Source organism: Tepidiforma bonchosmolovskayae (genome assembly GCF_008838325.1).
Taxonomy (GTDB): domain Bacteria; phylum Chloroflexota; class Dehalococcoidia; order Tepidiformales; family Tepidiformaceae; genus Tepidiforma; species Tepidiforma bonchosmolovskayae.
Map to the genome: position 1 here is coordinate 1,508,167 of NZ_CP042829.1, position 21,286 is coordinate 1,529,452.

Below are 21,286 nucleotides of genomic sequence, written 5' to 3' on the forward strand. Positions count from 1 at the left end.
CCCGTGCGGTCCCAAATCCGGCACAATAGAACCCGCATGCGTATCGCAATGGTCTCCGCCCACACCAGCCCCCTCGCGCCCCTCGGCGGCCGCGAGACCGGCGGCATGAACGTCTACGTCCTCGAACTCTCCCGGGAGCTCGCCCGCCTCGGCTACGAAGTCGATATCTTCACCCGCCTCGACGGCGACCTCCCGCCCGTCGAACCCGTCGCCCCCGGCCTCCGCCTCGTCCGCCTCCCCGCCGGGCCGGCCGCACCCATCGAAAAAGAAGCGATCGTCCGCCACCTCCCCGAGTTCGTCCGCGGCCTCCGCGCATTCGCCTTCAGCGGCCCCGGCTACGACCTCATCCACTCCCACTACTGGCAGTCCGGCTGGGCCGGCACGATCCTCGCCCGCCAGCTCCGCCTCCCTCACGTCGTCATGTTCCACACCCTCGGCGAGGTCAAGAACCGCGCCCGCTTCGGCGAGGCCGAGCCCACCCTCCGCATCCGCCACGAACGCACCATCGCCCGCCGCGCCACCGCCATCGTCACCGCCAGCGACCACGAACGCCAGCTCCTCGAACGGTACTACGGCGCCGACCCTGCCCGCATGCATACCGTCCCCTGCGGCATCGACCTCGACCTCTTCCGCCCCCTCCCCCGCGCCGAATCCCGCGCCAGCCTCGGCCTCCCCCTCGACCGGCCCATCCTCCTCTGGGTCGGCCGCCTCGAAAAGCTCAAGGGCCTCGAAATCCTCCTCGATGCCGTCGCCGGCCTCGAACGCAACGACGCCCTCCTCCTCATCGTCGGCGGCGACGACCGCGCCGCGCCGCTTCGCGCCGAGCTCGAGGCCCAGGCCCGCGCCCTCGGCATCGCCGGCCGCGTCCGGTTCACCGGCGCCGTCGACCACGCCGCCCTTCCCCGCTACTACAGCGCCGCCGATGTCTGCGTCGTGCCCAGCTTCTACGAGAGCTTCGGCCTCGTCGCCGTCGAAGCCATGGCCTGCGGCACCCCTGTCGTCGCCTCCCGCGTGGGTGGCCTGGTCTCCACCGTCATCGATGGCGTCACCGGCTACCTCATCCCCTGGCGCTGCCCCGAGCCGTTCGCCGAAAAGCTCGATGTCCTCCTCGCCAACCCCGAGCTCCGCGCCAACTTCGGCCGCGCCGCCCGCGCCAGCGTCGAACGGTTCCGCTGGAGCACCGTCGGCCTCCGCATTGCCGACGTCTACGATGCCGCCCGCGAACGGTTCGCCGCGCCCGGCGCCGCCCGCCCGCGCGCCATCGCCCCCGAAGCCTGGGAAGCCGCCATCATCGCCAGCAGCTGACGCACCGCGCATCGACACCCCTCGCCCGGGCCGCCTACGATGGGATCGTGACCCCGCGCGCCATCTTCTTCGACCTCGACGATACGCTGCTCGATACCTCCGGCGGCGTGCAGGAAGCCTGGCGCAGCACCTGCGCCGCCTTCGCACCCGAACTCGGCATCGAACCGGCCCGCCTCGAATCCGCCATCCGCGAACAGCTCATCAGCTTCTGGAAAGACGAAGCCGCCGTCGAACACTGGCGCACCCGCCTCCACGACGCCCGCCGCCACAACGTCGCCCTCGCCCTCCTGCGCCTCCAGCTCGACCCCGCCGCCGCGCCGCGCATCGCCGACCGCTACTGGGATGAGCAGGCCGCCCGCATGCGCCTCTTCGACGACAGCCTCGAAACCCTCTCCCGCCTCCGGGAGGCCGGCTTCCGCCTCGGCCTCCTCACCAACGGCCCCGCCGAGATGCAGCGCTGGAAGCTCAGCCGCTTCCCCATCGCCGAGCACTTCGACGTCATCGTCATCGAGGGCGAATTCGGCCACGGCAAGCCCCACCCGCGCGTCTTCGAACACGCCCTCGAGCAGGTCGGCGCCCGCCCCGCTGAAGCCTGGCACGTCGGCGATAACCTCTACGCCGATATCGGCGGCGCCCGCCGCGCCGGCCTCCACGCCACCTGGATCCATCGTGACCGCCTCGAGCTGACCGACGACGCCCCGGCCATCCCCGACCGCGTCATCGCCCACCTTGCCGAGCTCCGGGCAGCCCTCGACCTCGAGCCTGCCGCCCCCGCGAACCCGTGAACGTCCTCGTCTTCGGCGCCACCGGCTACATCGGCAGCCACCTCGTCCCGCTCCTCGCCGAACGCGGCCACCGCGTCCGCGCCGCGGCCCGCCGCCTCGAGGTGCTCCAGGCGCGCCCCTGGGCCGGCATCGAAACCGTCGCCGCCGATGCCCTCCGCCCCGACACCCTCCCCGCCGCCCTCGCCGGCGTCGATGCCGCCTACTACCTCGTCCACTCCATGGGCGCCGGACGCGGCTTCGCCCGCCTCGACCACGAAGCCGCCCGCAACTTCCGCGATGCCGCAGCCGCGGCCGGCGTCAAGCGGATCATCTACCTCGGCGGCCCCCGGCCGCAGGGTCCCATCTCCGAGCACCTCGCCTCCCGCCTCGCCACCGGCGAAACCCTCCGCGCGGGGCCCGTCCCGGTCACCGAACTCCGCGCCGGGCTGATCGTCGGTCCCGGCTCCGCCGGCTTCGAAGTCATCCGCGACCTCGTCAACCACCTGCCGGTCATGATCACCCCCCGCTGGGTCCGCAACCGCACCCGGCCGATCGCCCTCGATGACCTCCTCGCCTACCTCGTCGGGGTCCTCGAGCACCCCGAAACCGCCGGGCAGGTCTACGACGTCGCCGGCCCCGAGGTCCTCACCTTCCGCGACCTGATGGCCGGCTACGCCCGCGTCGTCGGCCGGCCCTTCCGCGCCATCGACGTGCCCTTCCTGACCCCGCGCCTCTCCTCCCTCTGGCTCGCCCTCGTCACGAGCGTCCCGTTCAACGTCGCCCGCCCCCTCGTCGAAGGCCTCCAGACCGACCTCCTTCCCGACGACTCCGCCATCCGCGCCGTCCTGCCCATCCCGCTCCACACCTACGAGGAGGCCGTGCGCGCCGCGCTCGAGCGGGAGCGGCAGGAGCCCCTGCCCGCCCGCTGGGCCGAGGGCGCCCTCGCCTACCGCGGCTACAACCCCGATACCTCCTTCTACTCCAGGGGCGAAACCACGACCGTCCCGGTCGATGCCCCTGCCGAACTCCTCTGGGAGGTGGTGCGGGGCATCGGCGGCCGCACAGGCTACTACTACGCCGATACCCTCTGGTGGCTCCGCGGCCTGCTCGACCGCCTCGTCGGCGGTGTCGGCCTCCGCCGCGGCCGCCGCCATCCGACCGACCTCCGTGTCGGCGATACCCTCGACTTCTGGCGCGTCGTCGCCCTCGAGCCCGGCCGGCGCCTCACGCTCCTCGCCGAGATGCGCCTGCCCGGCGCCGCCGTCCTCGAGTTCGAAGTGCGCGAAAAGGGCCCCGGCCGCTCAGAGCTGGTCACCACGGCCCGCTTCCACCCCAACGGCGTCTGGGGACTGCTCTACTGGTACGCCCTCGCGCCCGCCCACTACTTCATCTTCCGCCGCATGCCCCGCGCGATGGCCCGCGCCGCCGAGCGCCGCGCCGCCGCAGCCGCAGCCGCTCCCGCCCGCGACATCGCCTGACGCACCGGCTCGGTACCTTCCGCGCAAGGACCGCCGGGCCCCGGCCCGGCACGCAGCGGAGGTGCACACGTGCGCCAGGCACTCTACGGACTTGCCATCATCATCGCCGGCCTCGCCGAACTCGCCAGCACCCTCATCTACCTCGCCGCCTGGGGCGGCATCCTCGTCTACCTCTTCCTCAGCGGCTACGTGCTCTGGACCGCGCTCTGGTTCATCTTCGGCCCGCTGCCGGTCGCGATCGGCGTCTCGCTGCTCCGCCTGCCGTTCATCCTCCTCGGCTACCTGCTGGCAGCACTCGCCGGCATGACGGGCGAGTACTCGGCCGCCCTCGAACAGATGAACGACCGCTGACGCCTACCGCCGCAGCGCTGACCCCTTGAACGGCGCCCCCAGCACCGGCCCGATCAGGCAGACGTTCGCTGCCCCGGCCGCAATCGGCACCAGCCCGATGATCGCGATCACCCAGCCGGCCGGCCCGCCGACCACAACGCCGACGATAACCAGGACGATCCCGAGCACCACCCGCAGCAGCCGCCCCGCCGTCGATGCCATGAACTTCGCCAGTCCCATCGCTGTACCTCCTGCCCGGCGCCTCGCTGAGCGCCGGCTGCTTACCATCCATACGAAGCTTGCTCCGTTGCTGATGACCCTGTCCAGCGGCCGTTGGGCCCCCGGATGCGGCCCCACCGGTCCCCTCGACGGCTAACGAAATTTTCGTTAGGCTTGCAGAGTGGACGACCGGCTCAACCCCGCCGAACGCATCATCCGGCGCTTCGGCGGCCAGAGCGCCCTCGCCGCCCTCCTCGGCAGGCGCCAGAGCACCGTCCAACACTGGGCGAAAACCGGACGCATCCCTGCCCAATGGCACGGCGTCCTCATCTCCCTCGCCCGCCAACGAGGTGTCATCCTGGAACCCAAAGATTTCGTTCAGCCCCAGCCCCGTCCCATCGAGCCCCCAACCGGCCGCCTCGGCGTCCTCCTCGTCGGCCTCGGCGCCGTCGCTACCACCTTCATCGCCGGCGTCGAGAACATTCGCTCCCGCGGCGCCGTGCCCGTCGGCTCCCTTACCCAGATGGGCACCATCCGCCTCGGCAAGCGCACCGAAAAGCGCTCGCCCCTCATCAAGGAGTTCGTCCCCCTCGCCAGCCTCGACGACCTCGTCTTCGGCGCCTGGGACCCCATCCCCGATAACGCCTACGAGGCCGCCCTCAAGGCCGGCGTCCTCGACCGCCACGAGCACCTCGACCCCATCGCCGACTTCCTCCGCGGCATCGAACCGATGCCCGCCGCCTTCGACCAGCGCTACGTCAAGCGCCTCCACGGCACCAACGTGAAGTCCGGCCGCTCCAAGATGGAGCTCGCCGAAGCGATCCGCCAGGACATCCGCGACTTCAAGGCCCGCAACGGCTGCGACCGCCTCGTCATGATCTGGTGCGCCTCCACCGAGGTCTTCATGGAGCCCTCGGCCGAGCACGAAAACCTCGAAAACTTCGAAGCCGCCCTCGAGGCCAGCTCCGACGCCATCGCCCCCTCTATGCTCTACGCCTACGCCGCCCTCATGGAGGGCGTCCCCTTCGCCAACGGCGCCCCCAACCTCACCGTCGATATCCCCGCGCTGGTCAAGCTCGCCAACGACCGCGGCGTCCCCATCGGCGGCAAGGACTTCAAGACCGGCCAGACGCTCGTCAAGACCGTCATCGCGCCCATGCTCAAGGCACGCATGCTCGGCGTCGCCGGCTGGTACTCCACCAACATCCTCGGCAACCGCGACGGCGAAGTCCTCGACGACCCCGAGAGCTTCAAAACCAAGGAGGAATCCAAGCTCGGCGTCCTCGAGTACATCCTCCAGCCCGACCTCTACCCCCAGCTCTACGGCAACATCTACCACAAGGTCCGCATCAACTACTACCCGCCCCGCGGCGATAACAAAGAGGGCTGGGACAACATCGATATCTTCGGGTGGCTCGGCTACCCGATGCAGATCAAGATCGACTTCCTCTGCCGCGACTCCATCCTCGCGGCGCCCCTCGTCCTCGACCTCGCCCTCTTCTTCGACCTCGCCCAGCGCGCCGGCATGAAGGGCATCCAGGAGTGGCTCAGCTTCTACTTCAAGAGCCCCCAGCATGCGCCCACCGTCTACCCGGAGCACGACCTCTTCATCCAGCAGACCAAGCTGAAGAACACGCTCCGCTGGCTCATGGGCGAGGAGCAGATCACCCACCTCGGCATCGAGTACTACGAGGAGGAGTAGCCCTCCCCCGCGCAGCGCAGACGCGGCCCCGGCACACGCCGGGGCCGTTCGCGTCATAATCGAATCGATGCCCCGCTACGCCTCCATCCGCGAGCTCGCCGGCAACACCCCCGTCGTCGAACTCCGCTCCCTCTCGCCCCGCCCGGGCGTCCGCCTCTTCGCCAAGCTCGAAGGCCAGAACCCGACCGGCTCCATCAAGGACCGAATCGTCATCCGCATCCTCGAAGCCGCCCGCGCCAGCGGCGCCCTCGCCCCCGGCCAGCCGATCATCGAAGCCTCGACCGGCAACACCGGCGTCGCCCTCGCCCTCTGGGGCCGGCTCCTCGGCCACCCCGTTGAGGTCTGCGTCCCCGAATCCGTCTACCCCGAAATCGAGCAGCTCCTCGCCGTCTACGGCGCCCGCGTCCGCCGTGTCCCCCGCCAGGCCGGCATCAAATCCGCCCGCGAAGCCGCCCGCACCATCGCCGCCGAGACCGGCGCCCACTACTTCGGCCAGTTCGACAGCGACGAAAACGTCCGCGCCCACGAAGAGTGGACCGCCGGCGAAATCCTCGCCGATATGGCCGCCGTCGGCGGCGTCGATGTCTTCGTCGCCGGCATCGGCACCGGCGGCACCATCACCGGTGTCGGCCGCCGCCTCAAGGAGGCGAACCCCGCCTGTCAGGTCCTCGGCGTCGAACCCCGCCTCGGGGTCCATGTCCAGGGCCTCAAGTCCCTCGACGACGGCTTCATCCCGCCCATCCTCGATGAATCCGTGCTCGATGGCCGCATCCTTGTCGGCAACCGCCACGCCTTCTCCCACGCCCGCCGCGCCATGCTCGCCGAAGGCCTGTTCGGCGGTATCTCCAGCGGTGCCGTCCTCCATGCCGCCATGCGCGCTGCCTCCCGCCTCAGCCGCGGCAACATCCTCGTCATCTTCGCCGACGGCGGCTGGAAATACCTCGGCACCGACCTCTGGGCCGCCGACGGCGAGCCCGCGCCGAACGGCCCCGACGACGACCCCCTCGACGACATCCTCTGGTGGTAGCGCTCAGCCCTCCGCCGGCGCCTTCCGCAGCAGAATCCCCACCCGCGGCACCGGCGGCAGCAGAAACGGCCCGGCGTTCACCAGGTCGATCGCGTCGTACCCCGCCTCGCTGAAGGTCGCCGCCAGCCTGCCCCACCCGCGCAGGTCCACCGCCGGGCATCCGCCGGAGACGAGCTTCGCGTGCAGCCGGTTCAGCAGCGGATTCACCACCGGCGCAATTTCCATGACCAGCGCCCGGCCGCCCGGCGCCAGCACCCGCGCCAGCTCCCGGGCGAAGGCGTGGACCACATCGTCATCGAACCGCCGGATGAAGTAGAAGCTCGAAATGCAGTCGAACGCCGCATCGCCGAACGGCAGCCGCTCCGGCCAGCCGATCACATCCACCGGACCCGGCCCGTGCGCGATATCGAGGCAGACCGGCGGCTCCTCGCAGCCCGCCCGGTCGCCGAGCAGGTGGGCGTAAGCCGCCGTCCCGCAGCCGATATCGAGGTACCGCTTCCCGGGCCCGAGGTCGAGCAGCTCAATCACCCGCCCGGCCCGCGGCGTCAGCAGCGCCTGCCCCGCCTGCGACCCTGCCGCCCGCGCCAGCAGCCGCCAGCGCCCCGTCAGCCAGCGCTCCCGCGCAGCAATCACCGCCCGGCGCCGCCGCATCATAGCCGGTACACCATCCGCGCCCGCCTCCCGGGCGCACTTCGCAAAAAGCTGGCCGCCGCCCGCGCCTGCCCGGCGAGTCCCTCGGCCCCGCCCCGCCGCGCCACCGCCGCCGCGCCGGGGTCCGCCTCCAGCGCGCCCGCCAGCGCCTCGAGCGCTTCGGCAAGGCCCTCGCGGTCCTGCCACGCCAGCTCGAGCTTCTCGCGGTCCTCCGCGTCTTCGGCCACTTCGTCGTAGAACGTTGTCAACGGGCCCATGCGCACCCCGCGGTCCTGCAGCTGCTCGGCGAGCACAATCAGCGGGTGCACCGCCCCGAACCCGCGCATCGCCGCGAACGAGATGAACGCGACGAGCGCGGCCCCCTCGCCCGGCGGTACGAACGGCGCCGGCGCACCCTCCGCTTCGATCGTCAGCCGCATCCGCTCCGAGGGTACGGCCCGGCGGCCCAACGGGCGATGCGTCAACGGCTCCGCTGCCGCTCCCGCGCGGTCAGCTCCCGCTCCGCCTTCGCCGCGATCCGCCCCAGCACCTCCGCCAGCGTCGCTGCGGCTGCCTCGTCCAGCTCGCTCGTGAAGTACTGCCGCACCCCGCGCAGGTGCCGCGGAGCCGCGTCGCGCAGCCGCTCGAAGCCTGCCGGCGTCAGCTCCACCCACCGGCCGCGCCGGTCCGTGTCGTCGAGGCAGCGGTGCACCAGCCCCTCCGCGACCATCCGGTCCACCAGCCGCGTCAGCCCGCTCTTGCTGATCAACACCCGCCGCGCGAGCTCCGTCATCCGCAGCCGGTGGCCTTCCGCCTCTTCGAGCTGGACCAGCACGTCGTACCACGCCAGCGGCAGCCCGCGCTCCCGGCGGAGGTCATCTTCCAGCAGCGTGGTCACCCGGGCGTGCGCCTCGAGGAAGGCCCGCCACGCCCGCATCCGGAGGTCAGCCATCGTTCCCGCGCATCATCGGTTCTGCCGCTAAATGCAGCAACAATTCTGCTCACATCGGCGTCAGCCCTCCCCGCCCTCCGCCGCGGCTGCCCCGCTCCACGCGCGCCGCCGTATCCTCTACCATCCGCCCATGCCGTCACACGCCATCGACTGGTCCGCCTTCGCCGACGAAGCTGTCGACCTCCTCTGCCGCTTCATCCGGGTCGATACCTCCAACCCGCCCGGCAACGAACGGCTCGCCTGCGACTTCCTCGGCGACATCCTCCGCCGCGAAGGCATCCCCTTCGAGCTCTATGACGCCGGCAACGACCGCGTCTCCCTCCGTGCCGTCCTCCCCGGCGACGGCTCGAAGCGGCCCTTCATGCTCCTCAACCACACCGACGTCGTCCCCGTCGAGCGCGAATTCTGGGACGACGACCCCTTCGGCGGCGCCATCCGCGACGGCTACATCTGGGGCCGCGGCGCCCTCGATATGAAGGGCCTCGGCATCGCCCAGCTCATGACCTTCCTCACCCTCCGCCGGCTCGGCCTCCCCCTCGCCCGCGATGTCGTTTTCTTCGCCCAGGCCGACGAAGAAGCCGGCAGCGAGTACGGCATGCGCTTCATCCTGCGCGAACACCCCGAGACGATGGACGCCGAGTACATCATCAACGAAGGCGGCGCCGCCACCACCGAGCTGTTCGGCGTCGAACGGCCCGTCTACAGCATCGCCGTCGCCGAAAAAGGCCCCCTCTGGCTCCGGCTCGTCGCCGAAGGCATGCCCGGCCACGGCTCCGTCCCCCACGACGACAACGCCCTCGACCGCCTCGTCCGCGCCCTCGCCCGCATCCAGCAGTGGGAGCGGCCGCTCACCGTCTCGCCCGTCCTCGAAGAGTACTTCGCCCGCCTTGCCCGGGCCGGCATCTACCGCGGCGACCCCACCCCGCAGGGCCTGGCCGCCCGCGCCGCCGAAGACCCGCGCATCCGCGCCATGCTCACCAACACCATCAGCACCACCACCGCCCGGGCCGGCATCAAGCACAACGTCATCCCCGCCCGCGCCGAGGCCACCCTCGATATCCGCCTCCTTCCCGGCGTCGACCCCGCCGAATTCCAGTCCGAACTCGAACGCGTCATCGACGATCCCCGCGTCCGCATCGAACAGGTCCACGTCCGCTCCTCCGACACCAGCCCGTACGACACCGAGCTCTTCCGCTGTATCGAACAGGTCATCCACGAGTTCACCGAAGACGCCGTCGTCGTCCCCGGCATGACCCTCGGCTTCACCGACAGCGCCGAAACCCGCAACCGCGGCATCATCTCCTACGGCTTCTCCGCCGGCCTCACCACCCCCGAGGTCGCCCGCGGCGTCCACGGCCACAACGAACGGGTCAGCATCGAGGCCTTCACCCTCACCTGCCGCCTCCTCTGGGAGGTCACCCACCGGATGTGCGTCCGCGAACCCGGCGCGTGAGCCGGCCGCTCCCGCCGCCGTCGGCGATCGCCTACCATGCGCGCATGACCGCACCATCCGCAGCGACCTACCCCGGCGGCCTTTCCGAGCTCGATTTCGTCGAGGCGTACGCCCGCTCCGCCCTCAAGAAGCCCGAAGCCGCCGCCGACGCTGCCCTCGCCCGCCTCGTCTTCGCCGAAGCCGGCGACCGCGCCATCCTCGCCGGGCTCATCGCCCAGGAGCTCGCCGAGGCCTGCCGCCGTCTCGTCGCCGTCTACCGCGCCCTCGCCGACCGCACCCACCCCGTCGCCCGCCGCCTCCTCGAACCGCTCCCCGGCGTCCTCGAGTGGAAGCAGTTCGTTCAGGACGTCGCCGTCCTCTCCCCCGAGCAGGTCGTCCGCCACCTCTACCTCGGCGACGACGCCCTCGAATGGGCCCGCCTCCTCCGCAGCCAGGCCGATCTCTCTGACCTCACCGGCCTCGTCGCCGCCGCCGAGGAAGGGAACCCCATGCTCCTCATCCCCGACCTCGCCCGCCGCAAGGTCGCCGAGACCATCTGGCTCGCCGGGGTGAGCGCCTCCGGCGAACCGGTCGCCTCCTCCTTCGGCGCCGACGAGGCCAGCGCCACCACCCTCGCCGACCTCACCGCCGATATCGCCGGCATCGCCCGCGGCTTCCTCCTCTCCTACGTCAACGCCCGCCGCACCGCAGGGAGGCCGCCTTCCTGACCATGAGCGCCTGGCGCCACGGCCCGCGCAACGCCATCACCGACGTCCCCGGCATCCGCGTCGGCCACTATACCGACCGCCGCGCAGCGACCGGCTGCACCGTCATCCTCTGCGCCGGCGCCCACGCAGCTGCCGTCGACGCCCGCGGCGGCGCACCCGGCACCCGCGAGACCGACGTCCTCGGCCTCGCCAACCTCGTCCGCACCTGCCACGCCGTCGTCTTCGCCGGCGGCAGCGCCTTCGGTCTCGCCGCGGCCGAAGGCGTCATGCGCTGGTGCGCCGAGCACGACATCGGCGTCGCCACGACGAAGCGGAAGGTCCCCATCGTCTCCGCCGCCGTCCTTTACGACCTCGCCCTCGGCGACCCGCATGCCTTCCCCGGCCCGCAGGAGGGCTACCTCGCCGCAGTCCGCGCCCGCCGCGGCGCCGTCGCCGAAGGTTCTGTCGGTGCAGGCACCGGCGCCACCGTCGCCAAGCTGCTCGGCCCCGAGCGTGCCCTCAAGGGCGGCGTGGGCACCGCCAGCCTCGTCGGTCCACGCGGCTTCGTCGTCGGCGCGCTCGCCGTCACCAACGCCGTCGGTGCCGTCTTCGACCCCGCCACAGGCGAGTGCGTGGCCGGTCCCCGCGGCGAGGCCCCGGGCGAGTTCCTCTCCGTTCCCGCCGCCCTCGAACGGCGCACCGCCGCCATGGACGCCCTCCTCCAGCAGCCGGGTGCCGCGCCGGCCGTCCCTGCACCGCCGGAGCCCGCCGGCACGCTCGAAAACACCACCCTCATCTGCGTCGCAACCAGCGCCCGCCTCGAACCGCACGAACTCCAGCGCCTCGCCGTCCACGCCCACGACGGCTTCGCCCGCTGCGTCGTCCCCGCCCACACCCGCGGCGACGGCGACATCGCCTTCGCCCTCTCCATGGGCGAAACCCCGGCCGCGCCCGATGACCTCCTGCTCCTCGGCGCGCTCGCTGCCGCCGCCGTCGAGACTGCCGTCCTCCGCAGCGTCCAGCTCGCCCGGGGCCTCAAGGGCGTCCCCGCCGCCGCCGACTGGCGCCCCGGCGCCGACGGCTGAGGCCGCCGTTCACGCCCGGAAGCCCGCCGCGCCCTATCCTTGTCACGTGCCCACCGAAGTCCTCGTCATCCGCCACGCCGAAACGTACGGCAACATCGAAGGCCGCTTCTGCGGCCACTCCGAGACCGACCTCACCCCGCGCGGCATCGCCCAGGCCCGCGCCCTCGGCCTCCGCCTCCGCGGCCAGCAGTTCGATGCCGCCGCCTCCTCCGACCTCTCCCGGGCCATCCTCACCGCCCGCCACGCCCTCGAACACCACCCGGCCCCGCTCGACCCCCTGCCCGACCCGCGCCTCCGCGAGATGCACTACGGCGAATGGGAGGGCCTGCCCGCCAGCGACATCGCCAAAACCCAGGCCGACCTCCTCCGCGAGTTCTTCACCGGCCGGCGCCACGCTGCGCCCGGCGGCGAATCGGTCCAGCAGCTCCGCGAGCGGACCGCAGCCGCCCTCCGCGACCTCGTCGACCGCTACCAGGGCGGGCGGCTCGTCGTCGTCTCCCACGGCAACGCCATCGCCGCGCTCCTCGCCGAGCTGCTCGGCATGCCGCTCGAACGCACCTGGGCATTCGCCGTGGCCAACACCTCGGTCACCCGGCTCACCTTCGGGCGGAGCGGCCGCGTCACGCTGGCCGCCTTCAACGACACCGCCCATCTCGAAGGCGTCGAACTCCCGTAGCGGGCCCGGCCGCGCGTCCCTGCCCGGCCGGCTCAGGCCCCGGCCAGCGCCGGAAGCTCCTGCCGCGGCACCATCCCCTCCAGGATCCGCTCAAGCGCCATCGTGTGGCTGCACACCGACCACTGCGCGAAGAAGTCGCAGTTGCAGTGCCACTTCCCGTCCACCAGCTCCACGAGGTGGTCGCTGTTCTCGCCGTGGAACGCGACCTGCAGGTTCTCCACGTGCATCCGGTGCCGCTCCTGCGCGTAGACCTTCGCCTTCTCGATCTTGCCAATCAGGCTCGAATGCATGTCACCCTCCTTCGAGAAGCACAAACGGCGGCACCTTTCGGCGCCGCCGTTACGGTCGGTGGATGCCCTTCGGTACATCCATACGCCCGCACCCTACGCGTTCCGCGATCCCCCTGTCAACGAATTTTCACACTTCCGCATGTCAGGCCCGTTTCGCCGGCAGACCGTCTGCCAGCCAGTCCTCCGCCCGCATGAAATACGGCTCCCGCCCGTGAATCTCCGGCGGCACGATCACCCCCGCGTCCCGCGTCAGGATGTTCGCCACCACCCGCAGCCCTTCCTGCTTCTTCGGGTTCCACCGGTACGTGTCCACGCTCAGGACGATCGGCACGACCAGCCCCGCCGGCGCATCAAACCAGAGGAAAAACGGGTTCGTCTCCTCGTTCGTCGGCCTCGAGGGGTCGTACTCCGGGTTCTTCTCGGCGAACCGCGTTACCCCCGCGATGTACCCCTTGCCGAACGCCGTGTGGAACCACATCACCTGCGCCGCGCCATACTTCGTCGTCACCTTCTGCTTTGCGACCTCGAACGCCTCCGCTTCGCTCGCGCACGGCAGCTTCCCGTGCATCCGCCACAGGTGGAATTCCCGCGCGAATGCCGTCTTCGAAAGCGGGATGCGGACCGGGTTCCGCTCCGCATACGGCAGCGTCACCGGCATCAGCTTTCCCGGCGAGGTCGGGATCTCTTCGCCGTCGATCGCCAGCTGCGTGCACATCGCTCCTCCAGCCTACTCCGCCAGCCGCCCGTCGTCGCCGTAGGTGAGCACCGCATCCGGCGGGGCCGAAGCCGCTGCCTCGTCTCCCGGCGCAGGCGGCGCTGCACCCGGCGGCACCGCCGCCCGCACCACCCGGCCCTCCGCCCGCCCCTCCGCTGCGAGCTGCGTTCCGAGGTCCACCACCCGCTCCACCGTGAACCGGATGACCGGCGTCCCGCCCCCCAGCGCCAGCGCCCCCGGCCGGATCGCCCGTCGCCCGACGACGGTGTACCCGAGGAACGCCGCAGCGGCCAGCGTCGGCGGCCGGCGGAAGACCTGCCCCGCCGGCCCCTGCGCTTCGACCCTGCCGCCGAGCAGCAGCACCAGCTCCTGCGCCAGCAGCAGCGCCTCGTCCCGGTCGTGCGTAACGAGCACCACCGTCGCCCGCGACGCCGCCAGCATCGCCGGCAGGTCGGCCAGCAGGCTCTCCCGCGACGGCCCGTCCAGCCCGCTGAGCGGCTCGTCGAGCAGCACGAGGTCCGCCTCCAGCGCCAGCGCCCGGGCAAGGTTCACCCGCTGGGCCTCGCCTCCGGAGAGGTGGAGCGCGTCCCGTTCGAGCAGCTGCCCGACCCCGCACAGCTCGGCCGCGCGGGCAATCCGTCGCCGCCGTTCCGCGGCATCTGCCCCGCGCAGCCGCAGCGCAAGGTCGAGGTTCTCCCGCACCGTCCCCCGCAGGAAGACGGCCCGCTGAAAGGCGAACGCCGCCCGCCGCGGCCCGGCCCGCTCCGCCGGCTCGCCGTCGAGCAGCACCTCCCCCCGCGCCGGCCGCTCCAGCCCTGCCGCCAGTCGCAGAAGGGTCGTCTTCCCTGCCCCGTTCGGGCCGAGCACCGCCGTCGTCGCCCGCCGCCCGAGCGCCAGCTCCGGCACCTCGAGCACCGTGCGCCCCTGTTTCCGCGTCTCGACCTCCCGGAAGCGGACTTCCATCAGCGGGCCCGCTGCTGCACGCGCGTGAGTACGAGGTTCACCGCAAACGCCATCGCCAGCAGGATGATCCCCAGCGCGAGCGCCCGCTCGGTGTTCCCCCGGCTCGTCTCGGTCACAATCGCCGTTGTCAGCACCCGGGTCTGCCCCTGCAGATTCCCGCCCACGGCCATCGACGCGCCCACCTCCGACACGACCCCGCCGAACCCGGCCATCACCGCCGCCAGCAGCCCCAGCCGCGCCTCCCGCGCCAGCAGCCAGAGCCGCCGCAGCCGGCCCGCACCCAGCATCTGCAGAAGCTCCGGCAGCTCCGGCGGCAGCGCCTGCACCGCCGCCGTCGTAAACCCGATGACCAGCGGCGTCGCAATCAGGAACTGGGCGATGACCATCGCCTCCTTCGTATAGATCAGCTCCAGCCCGCCCAGCGGCCCCGACCGCACCAGCAGCAGCCACACCACCAGCCCAACCACGACCGGCGGCATGCCCATGCCGGTGTTCACCGCGCCCAGCACCAGCATCCGCCCGGGAAACCGGCTCCGCGCCAGCGCGTACCCGGCCGGCACCCCGGCCAGCATCGCCAGCGCCGTCGCCGCCCCGGAGACGTACACCGTCCGCAGGGCGATCTCCCGCACCTCGCGGTCGCCCGAGACGATCAGCCGCACGGCTTCGGCCAGGCCGGCCCAAAACTCGCCCATGCGCTATCGCCCCAGGTCCTCGACCGATTTGCCGGCATCGGGCACGAACAGCGGCTCCCCGAACCGGTCCTTCCCGAACTCGCCGATGACCCGCTGCGTCTCCGGCGCAACCAGGAACTCGGCCCAGGCCCGCGCCTGCGCAGCGTTCACCCCGCGGTGTTTCCCCGGGTTCACCACGTACACGTGGTAGATGTTCAGCAGCGGCGCCGCTCCCTCGAACACTACCGCCAGCGAAAGCCGGTCCCGCAGCGCCAGGTACGTCGCACGGTCGGTCAGCGTGTAGGCCCTGCGCTGGTCGGCAATGTTCAGCGTCGCCCCCATCCCCTGGCCCGTCTCCTCCCGGCGCGGCACGCCCGCCGGGTCGATCCCCGCCGCCTTCCACAGGGCCAGCTCCGTGGCGTGCGTGCCCGAGTTGTCCCCCCGCGAAACGAACCCGCCGGAAGCCGCGATCCGCCGCATCGCCTCCTCGATGCTGCCCGCCCCGCGGACCCGCGCCGGGTCGTCCTTCGGCCCCACCAGGACGAAGTCGTTGTGCATGACGAGCCGCCCCTCGACCAGGTCGCCCCGCTCCACCAGCTCCTGCTCGGCGGCCGGCGAATGGCTCAGCACCGCATCCGCGTCGCCCTTCCGCGCCATCTCCAGCGCCGCCCCCGAGCCCACTGCGATCACCTTCGCCTGCACCCCGGTCTGCGTCTCGAATAGCGGCACGAGCACGTCCAGCAGCCCGCTGTCCTGCGTGCTCGTCGTGGTCGCCAGGATCATGCTCCCGCCGATCTTCGCCGGCCCCCCGGCGGCCTCCCCGCCGCCCCCGCAGCCCGCCGCGATCAGCGCCAGCGCAAACGCCGCACCCAGCACCCCCCGGGCTGCCAGCCGCGCCCGGCTCCGCCAGCGCACGACGCGACGCGCTCCTTCGTTCGACATGTCCGCTGGAGCATATCGGTCCGCCGGCTGCGGCTCAACCGCCGCTCAGGCCGCGCCCAGCACCCGGTCCAGCCAGCCGATGATGTCCGCCGTCACCTGCTCGCGGTTAATCTCGTTCAGCATCTCATGGCGGCCGCCCGGGTAGAACAGCCGGTCGATCCGCTTCACGCCTGCTTCGCGCCACCGCGCTTCGAGCAGCCGCAACCCTTCCAGGCCCCGGTTGATCGGGTCGGCATCCCCCGCCACCAGCAGCACCGGCAGGTCCGGCCGGATCTGCGCCAGCACCTCCGCCGGCGGCAGTTCGAACACGTTCACCCGTTCCCGCCTGGCCGTCTGCTTCTCGAATCCGCACCACGGGTCCGCGATGTACCGGTCAACCTCGGCCGGGTCGCGGCTCAGCCAGTCGTACGGCGTCCGTGCCGGTTCGAAGGCGGCGTTCGGGTTGAAGACCGGCGGGGCCTCCCCCGGCCGCGGCGGTTCCGTGGCCGAACTCCCCGAGAGCACCAGCGCCGCAATCTCCCGCGAGCCCTCCGGCGCCCACCGCTGCGCAATCCCGACGCCCATGCTGTGTCCGAACAGCACCGCCGGCCGCCCCGGGTGGGCCGCCTTCGCCGCCTCCACCACCTGCCCGACATCCGCGGCCATCGCCGCGAACGCGGCGGCTCCGTCGAGCCCGAAATCTCCCAGCCCGCCGGGGCCCGCCGACCGCCCGTGTCCGCGGTGGTCGATGCCCATGACCGCATACCCTGCCGATGTCAGCGCCGTCGCGAACCGGCGGTAGCGCCCGACGTGCTCCGCAGCCCCGTGCGCAATGACCACCGTCGCCCGCGCCGGTCCGTCAGGTTCCCACCGCGTGCCGACCAGCCGGAAGCCGTCGACCCGCGACCGCAGCTCGAATTCGCGTTCGTTCATGAGCCCTACACCTTAGGCAGCCCGCCGCGGCCCGTCAATGCTCCCGTCAGCCGCCGGACCGCTGCTATGCTTTTCCTGATATGAAAGTCCTCGCCATCGAATCCTCCTGCGACGAGACCGCTGCCGCCGTCGTCGAAGACGGCCGCGTGCCCCTGTCGTCCATCGTCTCTTCCCAAGTCGATCTGCACGCCAAATACGGCGGCGTTGTCCCCGAGGTCGCCAGCCGCCAGCACCTGCTGAAGATCGTCCCCGTCATCCAGGAGGCCCTCGCCGCCGCGAACTGCACCCTCGACGACATCGACGCCGTTGCCGGCACCCGCGGCCCCGGCCTCGCCGGCAGCCTCCTCGTCGGCTACAACGCCGCCCGCGCCATCGCCTTCGGCCGCGGCCTCCCCTTTATCGGGATCAACCACCTCGAAGGCCATATTTACGCCAACTGGCTCGTCGAAGGCCCGGAACCCGAGTTCCCTGCCCTCTGCCTGGTCGTCTCCGGCGGCCACACCGACCTCGTCTTCATGCGCGGCCACGGCCAGTACGAACGGATCGGCGGCACCCGCGACGACGCCGCCGGCGAGGCGTTCGATAAGGCCGGACGTCTTCTCGGGCTGCCCTTCCCCGGCGGCCCCCACATCGCCCGAGCCGCCCTCGAAGGCGGGCCCTCCTCGCTCGAACTCCCCCGCGCCTGGCTGCACGGCACCTTCGACTTTAGCTTCAGCGGCCTCAAGACGGCCGTCCTCCACACCGTCCGCGAAGGCCGCTACCCCGTGCCCGAAATCGCCTGGGAGTTCCAGGAGTCGGTCGTCGATGTCCTCGCCGGCAAGACCGCCCGCCTCGCCCGCGAACTCGGCGCCCGCAACATCCTCGTCGCCGGCGGCGTCGCCGCGAATGCGCGCCTCCGCGAAGAACTCCTCCGCCGCTCGCCGGTCCCGGTGCGTATCCCCCCGCCGAAGTTCTGCACCGACAACGCTGCCATGATCGGCGCGGTCGCCGGCTTCCGCCTCGAACTCGGCGAGCGCACCCCGCCCGACGTCGACATCTTCACGACGAACGACTGGGCCGCCGTCTGACACCCCGCCTCCGGCGCCCGCCTACCGTGTGCAGGCGCCCCGGCCTGAGCAGGTTTCCGGCGGCTCGTCCGCCGGGATGCGGGCGCGGCACAGCTCCGACGGGATGCACGCCTGGTCGGTCACCAGCCCCCAGTACTTCGCCAGCGCCTCTTCCGGCGTCTCCGGGCCGTAGCTGAACAGCACCCGGTCCAGGTCGCCGATGGTCACCGTGGCCAGCCCGTCGACTGGCACGCCGTTGGCAATGAACGACCACCGTTCGGTGCCGCTGTTGCACAGCTTTTCCCCCGAAGGGAGCTGCAGGCAGGTCCGGTCCGGGGTCACGCCCGGGAAGGATGGGTCCGTCAGGGTGAACCCGAGGCTCCGGAAGAACTCATCCCACGTCACGAGCGTCGAATGCACATGCACCACCGTGACGCGCGGCGCGTGGATATGCACGTGCTCGCTCAGTTCCCTGCCTTCCGCATCCGACAGGAACTGCGGCTGCCCGAAATCGAACCGCTGGCCGCGGATCACCAGCGCGAAGTCCGCGTGCTCGTGCGTCGGCGCCCGGGGGCCTGCGGCTGTCCACGGTGCGTCGGCCCGCCGCTCCGTGTCCTCCCCGCTGCCGTCCCAGCGCCAGGCCAGCAGCCCGCCGAGCACCGCCGCCGCCGCTGCCAGCACCACAGCCGCCCCCGCCCATATCCGTGCGCTCCCGGGCGCAGCGCCCACGAACCTCGCCATGGCGCCATCCTACCCGGCCGGCGCCGTTGACGCCCGGGACCCCCTGTCAGTAGCATGGTGCAACTCACTCTTGGAGGTCCCGATGACCGCCCCCGGAACCGAAGCCGAGCGCATCCGCTCCTATCTCGTCTCCCAGGCCGCGAAGCTCACGATTCCCCAGCTCGTCGAAAAGGTGCGTGCCGACTGCCTCCCGCTCGCTGACGCCGCGCGTGCGGTTCCCCCGGCCCGCTTCCACGAGCCCCCGGCGCCCGGCGAGTGGTCGGCCGCTGAGGTCTGGCATCACATCCTTGAGATGAACGAAGCCGGCGCCGCCGCAATCGAGGCAATCCTGGATGGCCGCGAGCCCGCGAGCCGCTCCGTTGATGATCGCCTCGTCCCGGGCGGGAGCAGCCTCCAGGACGGGCCCTCGTGCTATGCCCGCTACCTCGAGCGCCGCGAACGCCTGCTCGCCCGCGTCGCCGCGGCGCGCGGCGATGAACACCTCGACCGTACGCTCCGCCATCCCGTGTTCGGCGAGCTCAACTGGCGAGAATGGTTCCTCTTCATGCGGGTGCACGACCTCGACCACCTGCGGCAGCTCCAGGCGATTGCTGCAGCCCTCGCGGAGCCGGCCCCATGAGCGCGCTCCGCGTTGCCATCGGCTTCGGCCCCGGCCCCGGCGGCTGGGACGAAGCGCTCACCTTCGCCCGCGAAGCCGAACGCCTGGGAGTGGACTCGGCCTGGACTTCCGAGGCCTGGGGATTCGACGCCGTGACGCCGCTCGCGCTCCTCGCCGGTCGAACCGAGCGCCTGCGGCTCGGCACCGGCATCATGCAGGCCGGCACCCGCACGCCCGCGCTCGTTGCAATGACCGCCCTGACCCTCAGCTCCATCTCCGGGGGCAGGTTCATCCTCGGTCTCGGCTCCAGCGGTCCCCAGGTCATCGAAGGCTGGCATGGAATCCCCTTCCGCCAGCCCCTCCAGCGCCTTCGCGAAATCGTCGAGATCGTCCGTCTCGCATGCTCCGGGGAGCGGGTCGCCTACTCCGGAACCGTGTACACCCTTCCTCTCCCCGGCGGCGAGGGCCGGGCGCTCCGCACCAGCGCCCCGCCCGCACCGGTGCCCATCTTCCTCGCGACCCTCGGGCCCCGCGCGCTTGAAATGACCGGCGAGCTTGCCGACGGGTGGATCGCCTCCTCCTTCATGCCCCGGCACTCCAGCGTCTTCCTCGAGCCCATCCGCCGCGGCGCAGCCCGCGCGGGCCGCTCCCTCGATGGCTTCGAGGTGGTCGCCGGCGGCGTTGTCGCCTTCGGCGACGACCTCGAACGTCTCGTCGCTCCCCGCAAGCCCGGCTTCGCCTTCGAAATCGGGGCCATGGGCTCCCCAACCCGCAATTTCTACAAAGATGCCTACGCCCGCCAGGGCTACGCCGACCTCGTCGACCGCGTCCAGGCCCTCTGGCTCGAACGCCGCCGCGATGAAGCCGCCGCCCTCATCCCCGACGAGTTCGTCCTCGAGGCGAACCTCCTCGGAACCGACGAAATGGTCCGCGACCGCATCCGCGTCTACCGCGACGGCGGCGTCACCACGCTCCAGGTCAGCCCCGCCGGGCACACCCTCGCCGAGCGGCTCGAAACCCTCGGCCGCTTCATGGAGCTCGTCCGCGAGGTCAACGCCGAACCCGCTCCCGAATCCCGCGGTCCGGAGGCTGCCGCCCCTTAGGGCGCCTTCGTCGGCGTTGGCGCCGGGCTCGCAGCGCCCGTCGGCGAAGCCGCCGGCGTCGCGGTCGACCCCGCCTGCGCCGTCGCCGTCGCCAGCTGCGCCTGCACCTGCTGGAAGAGGCTCCGCCACGCGTCCATATCGGCCGGAGTCCCCGCACCGAGCGGCTGCCCGTTCACGAGGAAGCCCGGCGTCCCCCGGATGCCGAACGAGCTCGCCGTCCGCTGCTGCTGCGTGACCTCGTCCAGGTGCTGCGAGCTGTCGAAACACTGGTTGAACTTCGCCGTGTCCAGCCCCAGCTCGGCCGCGTACTTCTTCAGGTTCTCGTCCGAGAACCGCCCGACGTTCAGCTTCTCATCGTCGGCCTGGCCGGCCTCCGCCTGCACGAGGAACAGCTTGTTGTGGTACTGCCAGAACTTGTTCTGGTCGGCCGCGCACATGCCTGCCAGGGCGGCCCGCACCGACTCCGGCCCGAGGATCGGCAGGTTCTGGTACTCGAGCTGCACGATGCCCGGCTTCACAAACTCCTCGATGATGTCGATCTCCTGCTCGCCCGTGAACTTCAGGCAGAACGGGCACTGGAAATCGGCATAGACCGTCAGCTTCACCGGCGCATCGTCCTTCCCGAGCTTCATCCCGTTCGCAAGGTCGGTCGGCAGGTCGTTCGCCTTCGCCTTCAGCCGGCTCGCAATCGTGTCGCTCGAACCCCCGCCCGAGGTGACCAGCACCGCCACGAGGATCGCCCCGAGCACGACGATGACCGCCGCGACGATCAGCACGAACGGCCGCGTGAAAATCTCGCTCCCGCCGCCCCCCGTCCGGCGCGGCGGCGGTGTCGAAGCGCGCGGGGCGCGCGGTGGTCGCGTCCCCTGCGTCCGGCTCATTTCGCGGCGTGCCTGGCGATTCGACATGGGACTCTTCCTGTTCGAAAAGGTAGACTCACACGGCGGCCGACGGGCAGCGCCTGCCCGCCGGCTCAGCCCCGAGATTACCACCCGGCC

At 71.6% G+C, this 21,286-nt stretch carries 25 protein-coding genes; 13 read left to right on the forward strand and 12 right to left on the reverse strand.

Going from position 1 to position 21,286, the window contains the following annotated elements; all coding sequences use genetic code 11:
• The first annotated feature begins 36 nt into the window (after positions 1-36).
• The 4 genes from Tbon_RS07505 to Tbon_RS07520 all read left to right on the forward strand — a co-directional run bounded on the left by Tbon_RS07505 (position 37) and on the right by Tbon_RS07520 (position 3,898).
• Positions 37-1,305 carry a glycosyltransferase gene (locus Tbon_RS07505; RefSeq protein ID WP_158067063.1) on the forward strand — a complete coding sequence of 423 codons (1,269 nt, stop codon included), beginning with the start codon at positions 37-39 and terminating at the stop codon, positions 1,303-1,305.
• Positions 1,306-1,352: 47 nt separating this feature from the next.
• Entirely contained in the window at positions 1,353-2,090 is a 738-nt protein-coding gene (locus tag Tbon_RS07510; RefSeq protein WP_192497826.1) for an HAD family hydrolase, read from the forward strand.
• Positions 2,087-3,547 (forward strand): SDR family oxidoreductase, encoded by a 1,461-nt coding sequence (locus tag Tbon_RS07515; protein ID WP_158067065.1) that lies wholly within the window; start codon positions 2,087-2,089, stop codon positions 3,545-3,547. Before Tbon_RS07510 ends, Tbon_RS07515 begins: the two co-directional genes overlap by 4 nt.
• A gap of 69 nt (positions 3,548-3,616) precedes the next feature.
• On the forward strand, positions 3,617-3,898 hold the full coding sequence (locus Tbon_RS07520) for a hypothetical protein (protein ID WP_158067066.1): 282 nt from the start codon (positions 3,617-3,619) through the stop codon (positions 3,896-3,898).
• A gap of 3 nt (positions 3,899-3,901) precedes the next feature.
• Here the strand turns inward: Tbon_RS07520 and Tbon_RS07525 are convergent, their stop codons facing one another.
• Positions 3,902-4,117, reverse strand: coding sequence for a YgaP-like transmembrane domain (locus tag Tbon_RS07525; RefSeq protein ID WP_158067067.1), 216 nt, complete (start codon positions 4,115-4,117; stop codon positions 3,902-3,904).
• Positions 4,118-4,277: 160 nt separating this feature from the next.
• Here Tbon_RS07525 and Tbon_RS07530 point away from each other — a divergent pair, with 160 nt between their 5' ends.
• Positions 4,278-5,798 (forward strand): inositol-3-phosphate synthase, encoded by a 1,521-nt coding sequence (locus Tbon_RS07530; RefSeq protein ID WP_225734572.1) that lies wholly within the window; start codon positions 4,278-4,280, stop codon positions 5,796-5,798.
• 67 nt (positions 5,799-5,865) lie between these two features.
• Positions 5,866-6,825 carry a PLP-dependent cysteine synthase family protein gene (locus Tbon_RS07535; RefSeq protein WP_158067068.1) on the forward strand — a complete coding sequence of 320 codons (960 nt, stop codon included), beginning with the start codon at positions 5,866-5,868 and terminating at the stop codon, positions 6,823-6,825.
• Positions 6,826-6,828: 3 nt separating this feature from the next.
• Here the strand turns inward: Tbon_RS07535 and Tbon_RS07540 are convergent, their stop codons facing one another.
• The 3 genes from Tbon_RS07540 to Tbon_RS07550 are packed head-to-tail and all read right to left on the reverse strand — an operon-like array spanning position 6,829 to position 8,407.
• On the reverse strand, positions 6,829-7,479 hold the full coding sequence (locus Tbon_RS07540; RefSeq protein ID WP_158067069.1) for a class I SAM-dependent methyltransferase: 651 nt from the start codon (positions 7,477-7,479) through the stop codon (positions 6,829-6,831).
• Positions 7,476-7,895 carry a hypothetical protein gene (locus Tbon_RS07545; protein WP_158067070.1) on the reverse strand — a complete coding sequence of 140 codons (420 nt, stop codon included), beginning with the start codon at positions 7,893-7,895 and terminating at the stop codon, positions 7,476-7,478. The genes Tbon_RS07540 and Tbon_RS07545 overlap by 4 nt, the downstream gene beginning before the upstream one ends.
• A gap of 41 nt (positions 7,896-7,936) precedes the next feature.
• On the reverse strand, positions 7,937-8,407 hold the full coding sequence (locus tag Tbon_RS07550) for a MarR family winged helix-turn-helix transcriptional regulator (RefSeq protein ID WP_225734573.1): 471 nt from the start codon (positions 8,405-8,407) through the stop codon (positions 7,937-7,939).
• A gap of 130 nt (positions 8,408-8,537) precedes the next feature.
• Between Tbon_RS07550 and Tbon_RS07555 the strand changes: the two genes are divergently transcribed.
• The 4 genes from Tbon_RS07555 to Tbon_RS07570 are packed head-to-tail and all read left to right on the forward strand — an operon-like array spanning position 8,538 to position 12,307.
• Positions 8,538-9,860: a M20/M25/M40 family metallo-hydrolase gene (locus Tbon_RS07555; RefSeq protein ID WP_192497827.1), complete on the forward strand. Its 1,323-nt coding sequence runs from the start codon at positions 8,538-8,540 to the stop codon at positions 9,858-9,860.
• 44 nt (positions 9,861-9,904) lie between these two features.
• Complete coding sequence (locus tag Tbon_RS07560; RefSeq protein WP_158067072.1) at positions 9,905-10,567, forward strand: hypothetical protein; 663 nt, start codon at positions 9,905-9,907, stop codon at positions 10,565-10,567.
• A 2-nt stretch (positions 10,568-10,569) separates the two neighbouring features.
• Entirely contained in the window at positions 10,570-11,631 is a 1,062-nt protein-coding gene (locus Tbon_RS07565) for a P1 family peptidase (protein WP_158067073.1), read from the forward strand.
• A gap of 46 nt (positions 11,632-11,677) precedes the next feature.
• Positions 11,678-12,307 carry a histidine phosphatase family protein gene (locus Tbon_RS07570; RefSeq protein WP_192497828.1) on the forward strand — a complete coding sequence of 210 codons (630 nt, stop codon included), beginning with the start codon at positions 11,678-11,680 and terminating at the stop codon, positions 12,305-12,307.
• Positions 12,308-12,339: 32 nt separating this feature from the next.
• Here the strand turns inward: Tbon_RS07570 and Tbon_RS07575 are convergent, their stop codons facing one another.
• The 6 genes from Tbon_RS07575 to Tbon_RS07600 form a co-directional block, all read right to left on the reverse strand.
• Complete coding sequence (locus Tbon_RS07575; protein ID WP_158067075.1) at positions 12,340-12,597, reverse strand: hypothetical protein; 258 nt, start codon at positions 12,595-12,597, stop codon at positions 12,340-12,342.
• Between the two features lie 142 nt (positions 12,598-12,739).
• Positions 12,740-13,312 (reverse strand): hypothetical protein, encoded by a 573-nt coding sequence (locus Tbon_RS07580; protein ID WP_158067076.1) that lies wholly within the window; start codon positions 13,310-13,312, stop codon positions 12,740-12,742.
• Between the two features lie 12 nt (positions 13,313-13,324).
• Positions 13,325-14,275, reverse strand: a complete 951-nt coding sequence (locus tag Tbon_RS07585) for an ATP-binding cassette domain-containing protein (RefSeq protein ID WP_158067077.1) — start codon at positions 14,273-14,275, stop codon at positions 13,325-13,327.
• Positions 14,275-14,967 (reverse strand): ABC transporter permease, encoded by a 693-nt coding sequence (locus Tbon_RS07590; protein ID WP_158067078.1) that lies wholly within the window; start codon positions 14,965-14,967, stop codon positions 14,275-14,277. Before Tbon_RS07590 ends, Tbon_RS07585 begins: the two co-directional genes overlap by 1 nt.
• A 3-nt stretch (positions 14,968-14,970) precedes the next feature.
• The gene (locus Tbon_RS07595) at positions 14,971-15,888 is read right to left on the reverse strand and encodes a substrate-binding domain-containing protein (protein ID WP_158067079.1); all 918 of its coding nucleotides are present in this window, start codon (positions 15,886-15,888) and stop codon (positions 14,971-14,973) included.
• A gap of 45 nt (positions 15,889-15,933) precedes the next feature.
• Positions 15,934-16,800, reverse strand: coding sequence for an alpha/beta hydrolase (locus tag Tbon_RS07600; protein WP_158067080.1), 867 nt, complete (start codon positions 16,798-16,800; stop codon positions 15,934-15,936).
• Between the two features lie 80 nt (positions 16,801-16,880).
• Between Tbon_RS07600 and tsaD the strand changes: the two genes are divergently transcribed.
• Positions 16,881-17,867 carry a tRNA (adenosine(37)-N6)-threonylcarbamoyltransferase complex transferase subunit TsaD gene (gene tsaD, locus Tbon_RS07605; RefSeq protein ID WP_158067081.1) on the forward strand — a complete coding sequence of 329 codons (987 nt, stop codon included), beginning with the start codon at positions 16,881-16,883 and terminating at the stop codon, positions 17,865-17,867.
• Positions 17,868-17,888: 21 nt separating this feature from the next.
• On the opposite strand, the gene Tbon_RS13830 is transcribed toward tsaD, so the two are convergent.
• Positions 17,889-18,587, reverse strand: a complete 699-nt coding sequence (locus Tbon_RS13830; RefSeq protein ID WP_192497829.1) for a hypothetical protein — start codon at positions 18,585-18,587, stop codon at positions 17,889-17,891.
• Positions 18,588-18,669: 82 nt separating this feature from the next.
• Between Tbon_RS13830 and Tbon_RS13835 the strand changes: the two genes are divergently transcribed.
• Together Tbon_RS13835 and Tbon_RS07620 are read left to right on the forward strand one after the other, a co-directional pair.
• A complete protein-coding gene (locus tag Tbon_RS13835) occupies positions 18,670-19,206 on the forward strand; it encodes a DinB family protein (protein ID WP_192497830.1) in 537 nt (178 codons plus the stop codon).
• Positions 19,203-20,288 carry an LLM class F420-dependent oxidoreductase gene (locus Tbon_RS07620; protein ID WP_158067084.1) on the forward strand — a complete coding sequence of 362 codons (1,086 nt, stop codon included), beginning with the start codon at positions 19,203-19,205 and terminating at the stop codon, positions 20,286-20,288. The genes Tbon_RS13835 and Tbon_RS07620 overlap by 4 nt, the downstream gene beginning before the upstream one ends.
• Here Tbon_RS07620 and Tbon_RS07630 read toward each other — a convergent pair.
• The gene (locus Tbon_RS07630) at positions 20,285-21,196 is read right to left on the reverse strand and encodes a DsbA family protein (RefSeq protein WP_158067085.1); all 912 of its coding nucleotides are present in this window, start codon (positions 21,194-21,196) and stop codon (positions 20,285-20,287) included. The two genes, Tbon_RS07620 and Tbon_RS07630, sit on opposite strands and share 4 nt — an antisense overlap.
• Positions 21,197-21,286: the final 90 nt, after the last annotated feature.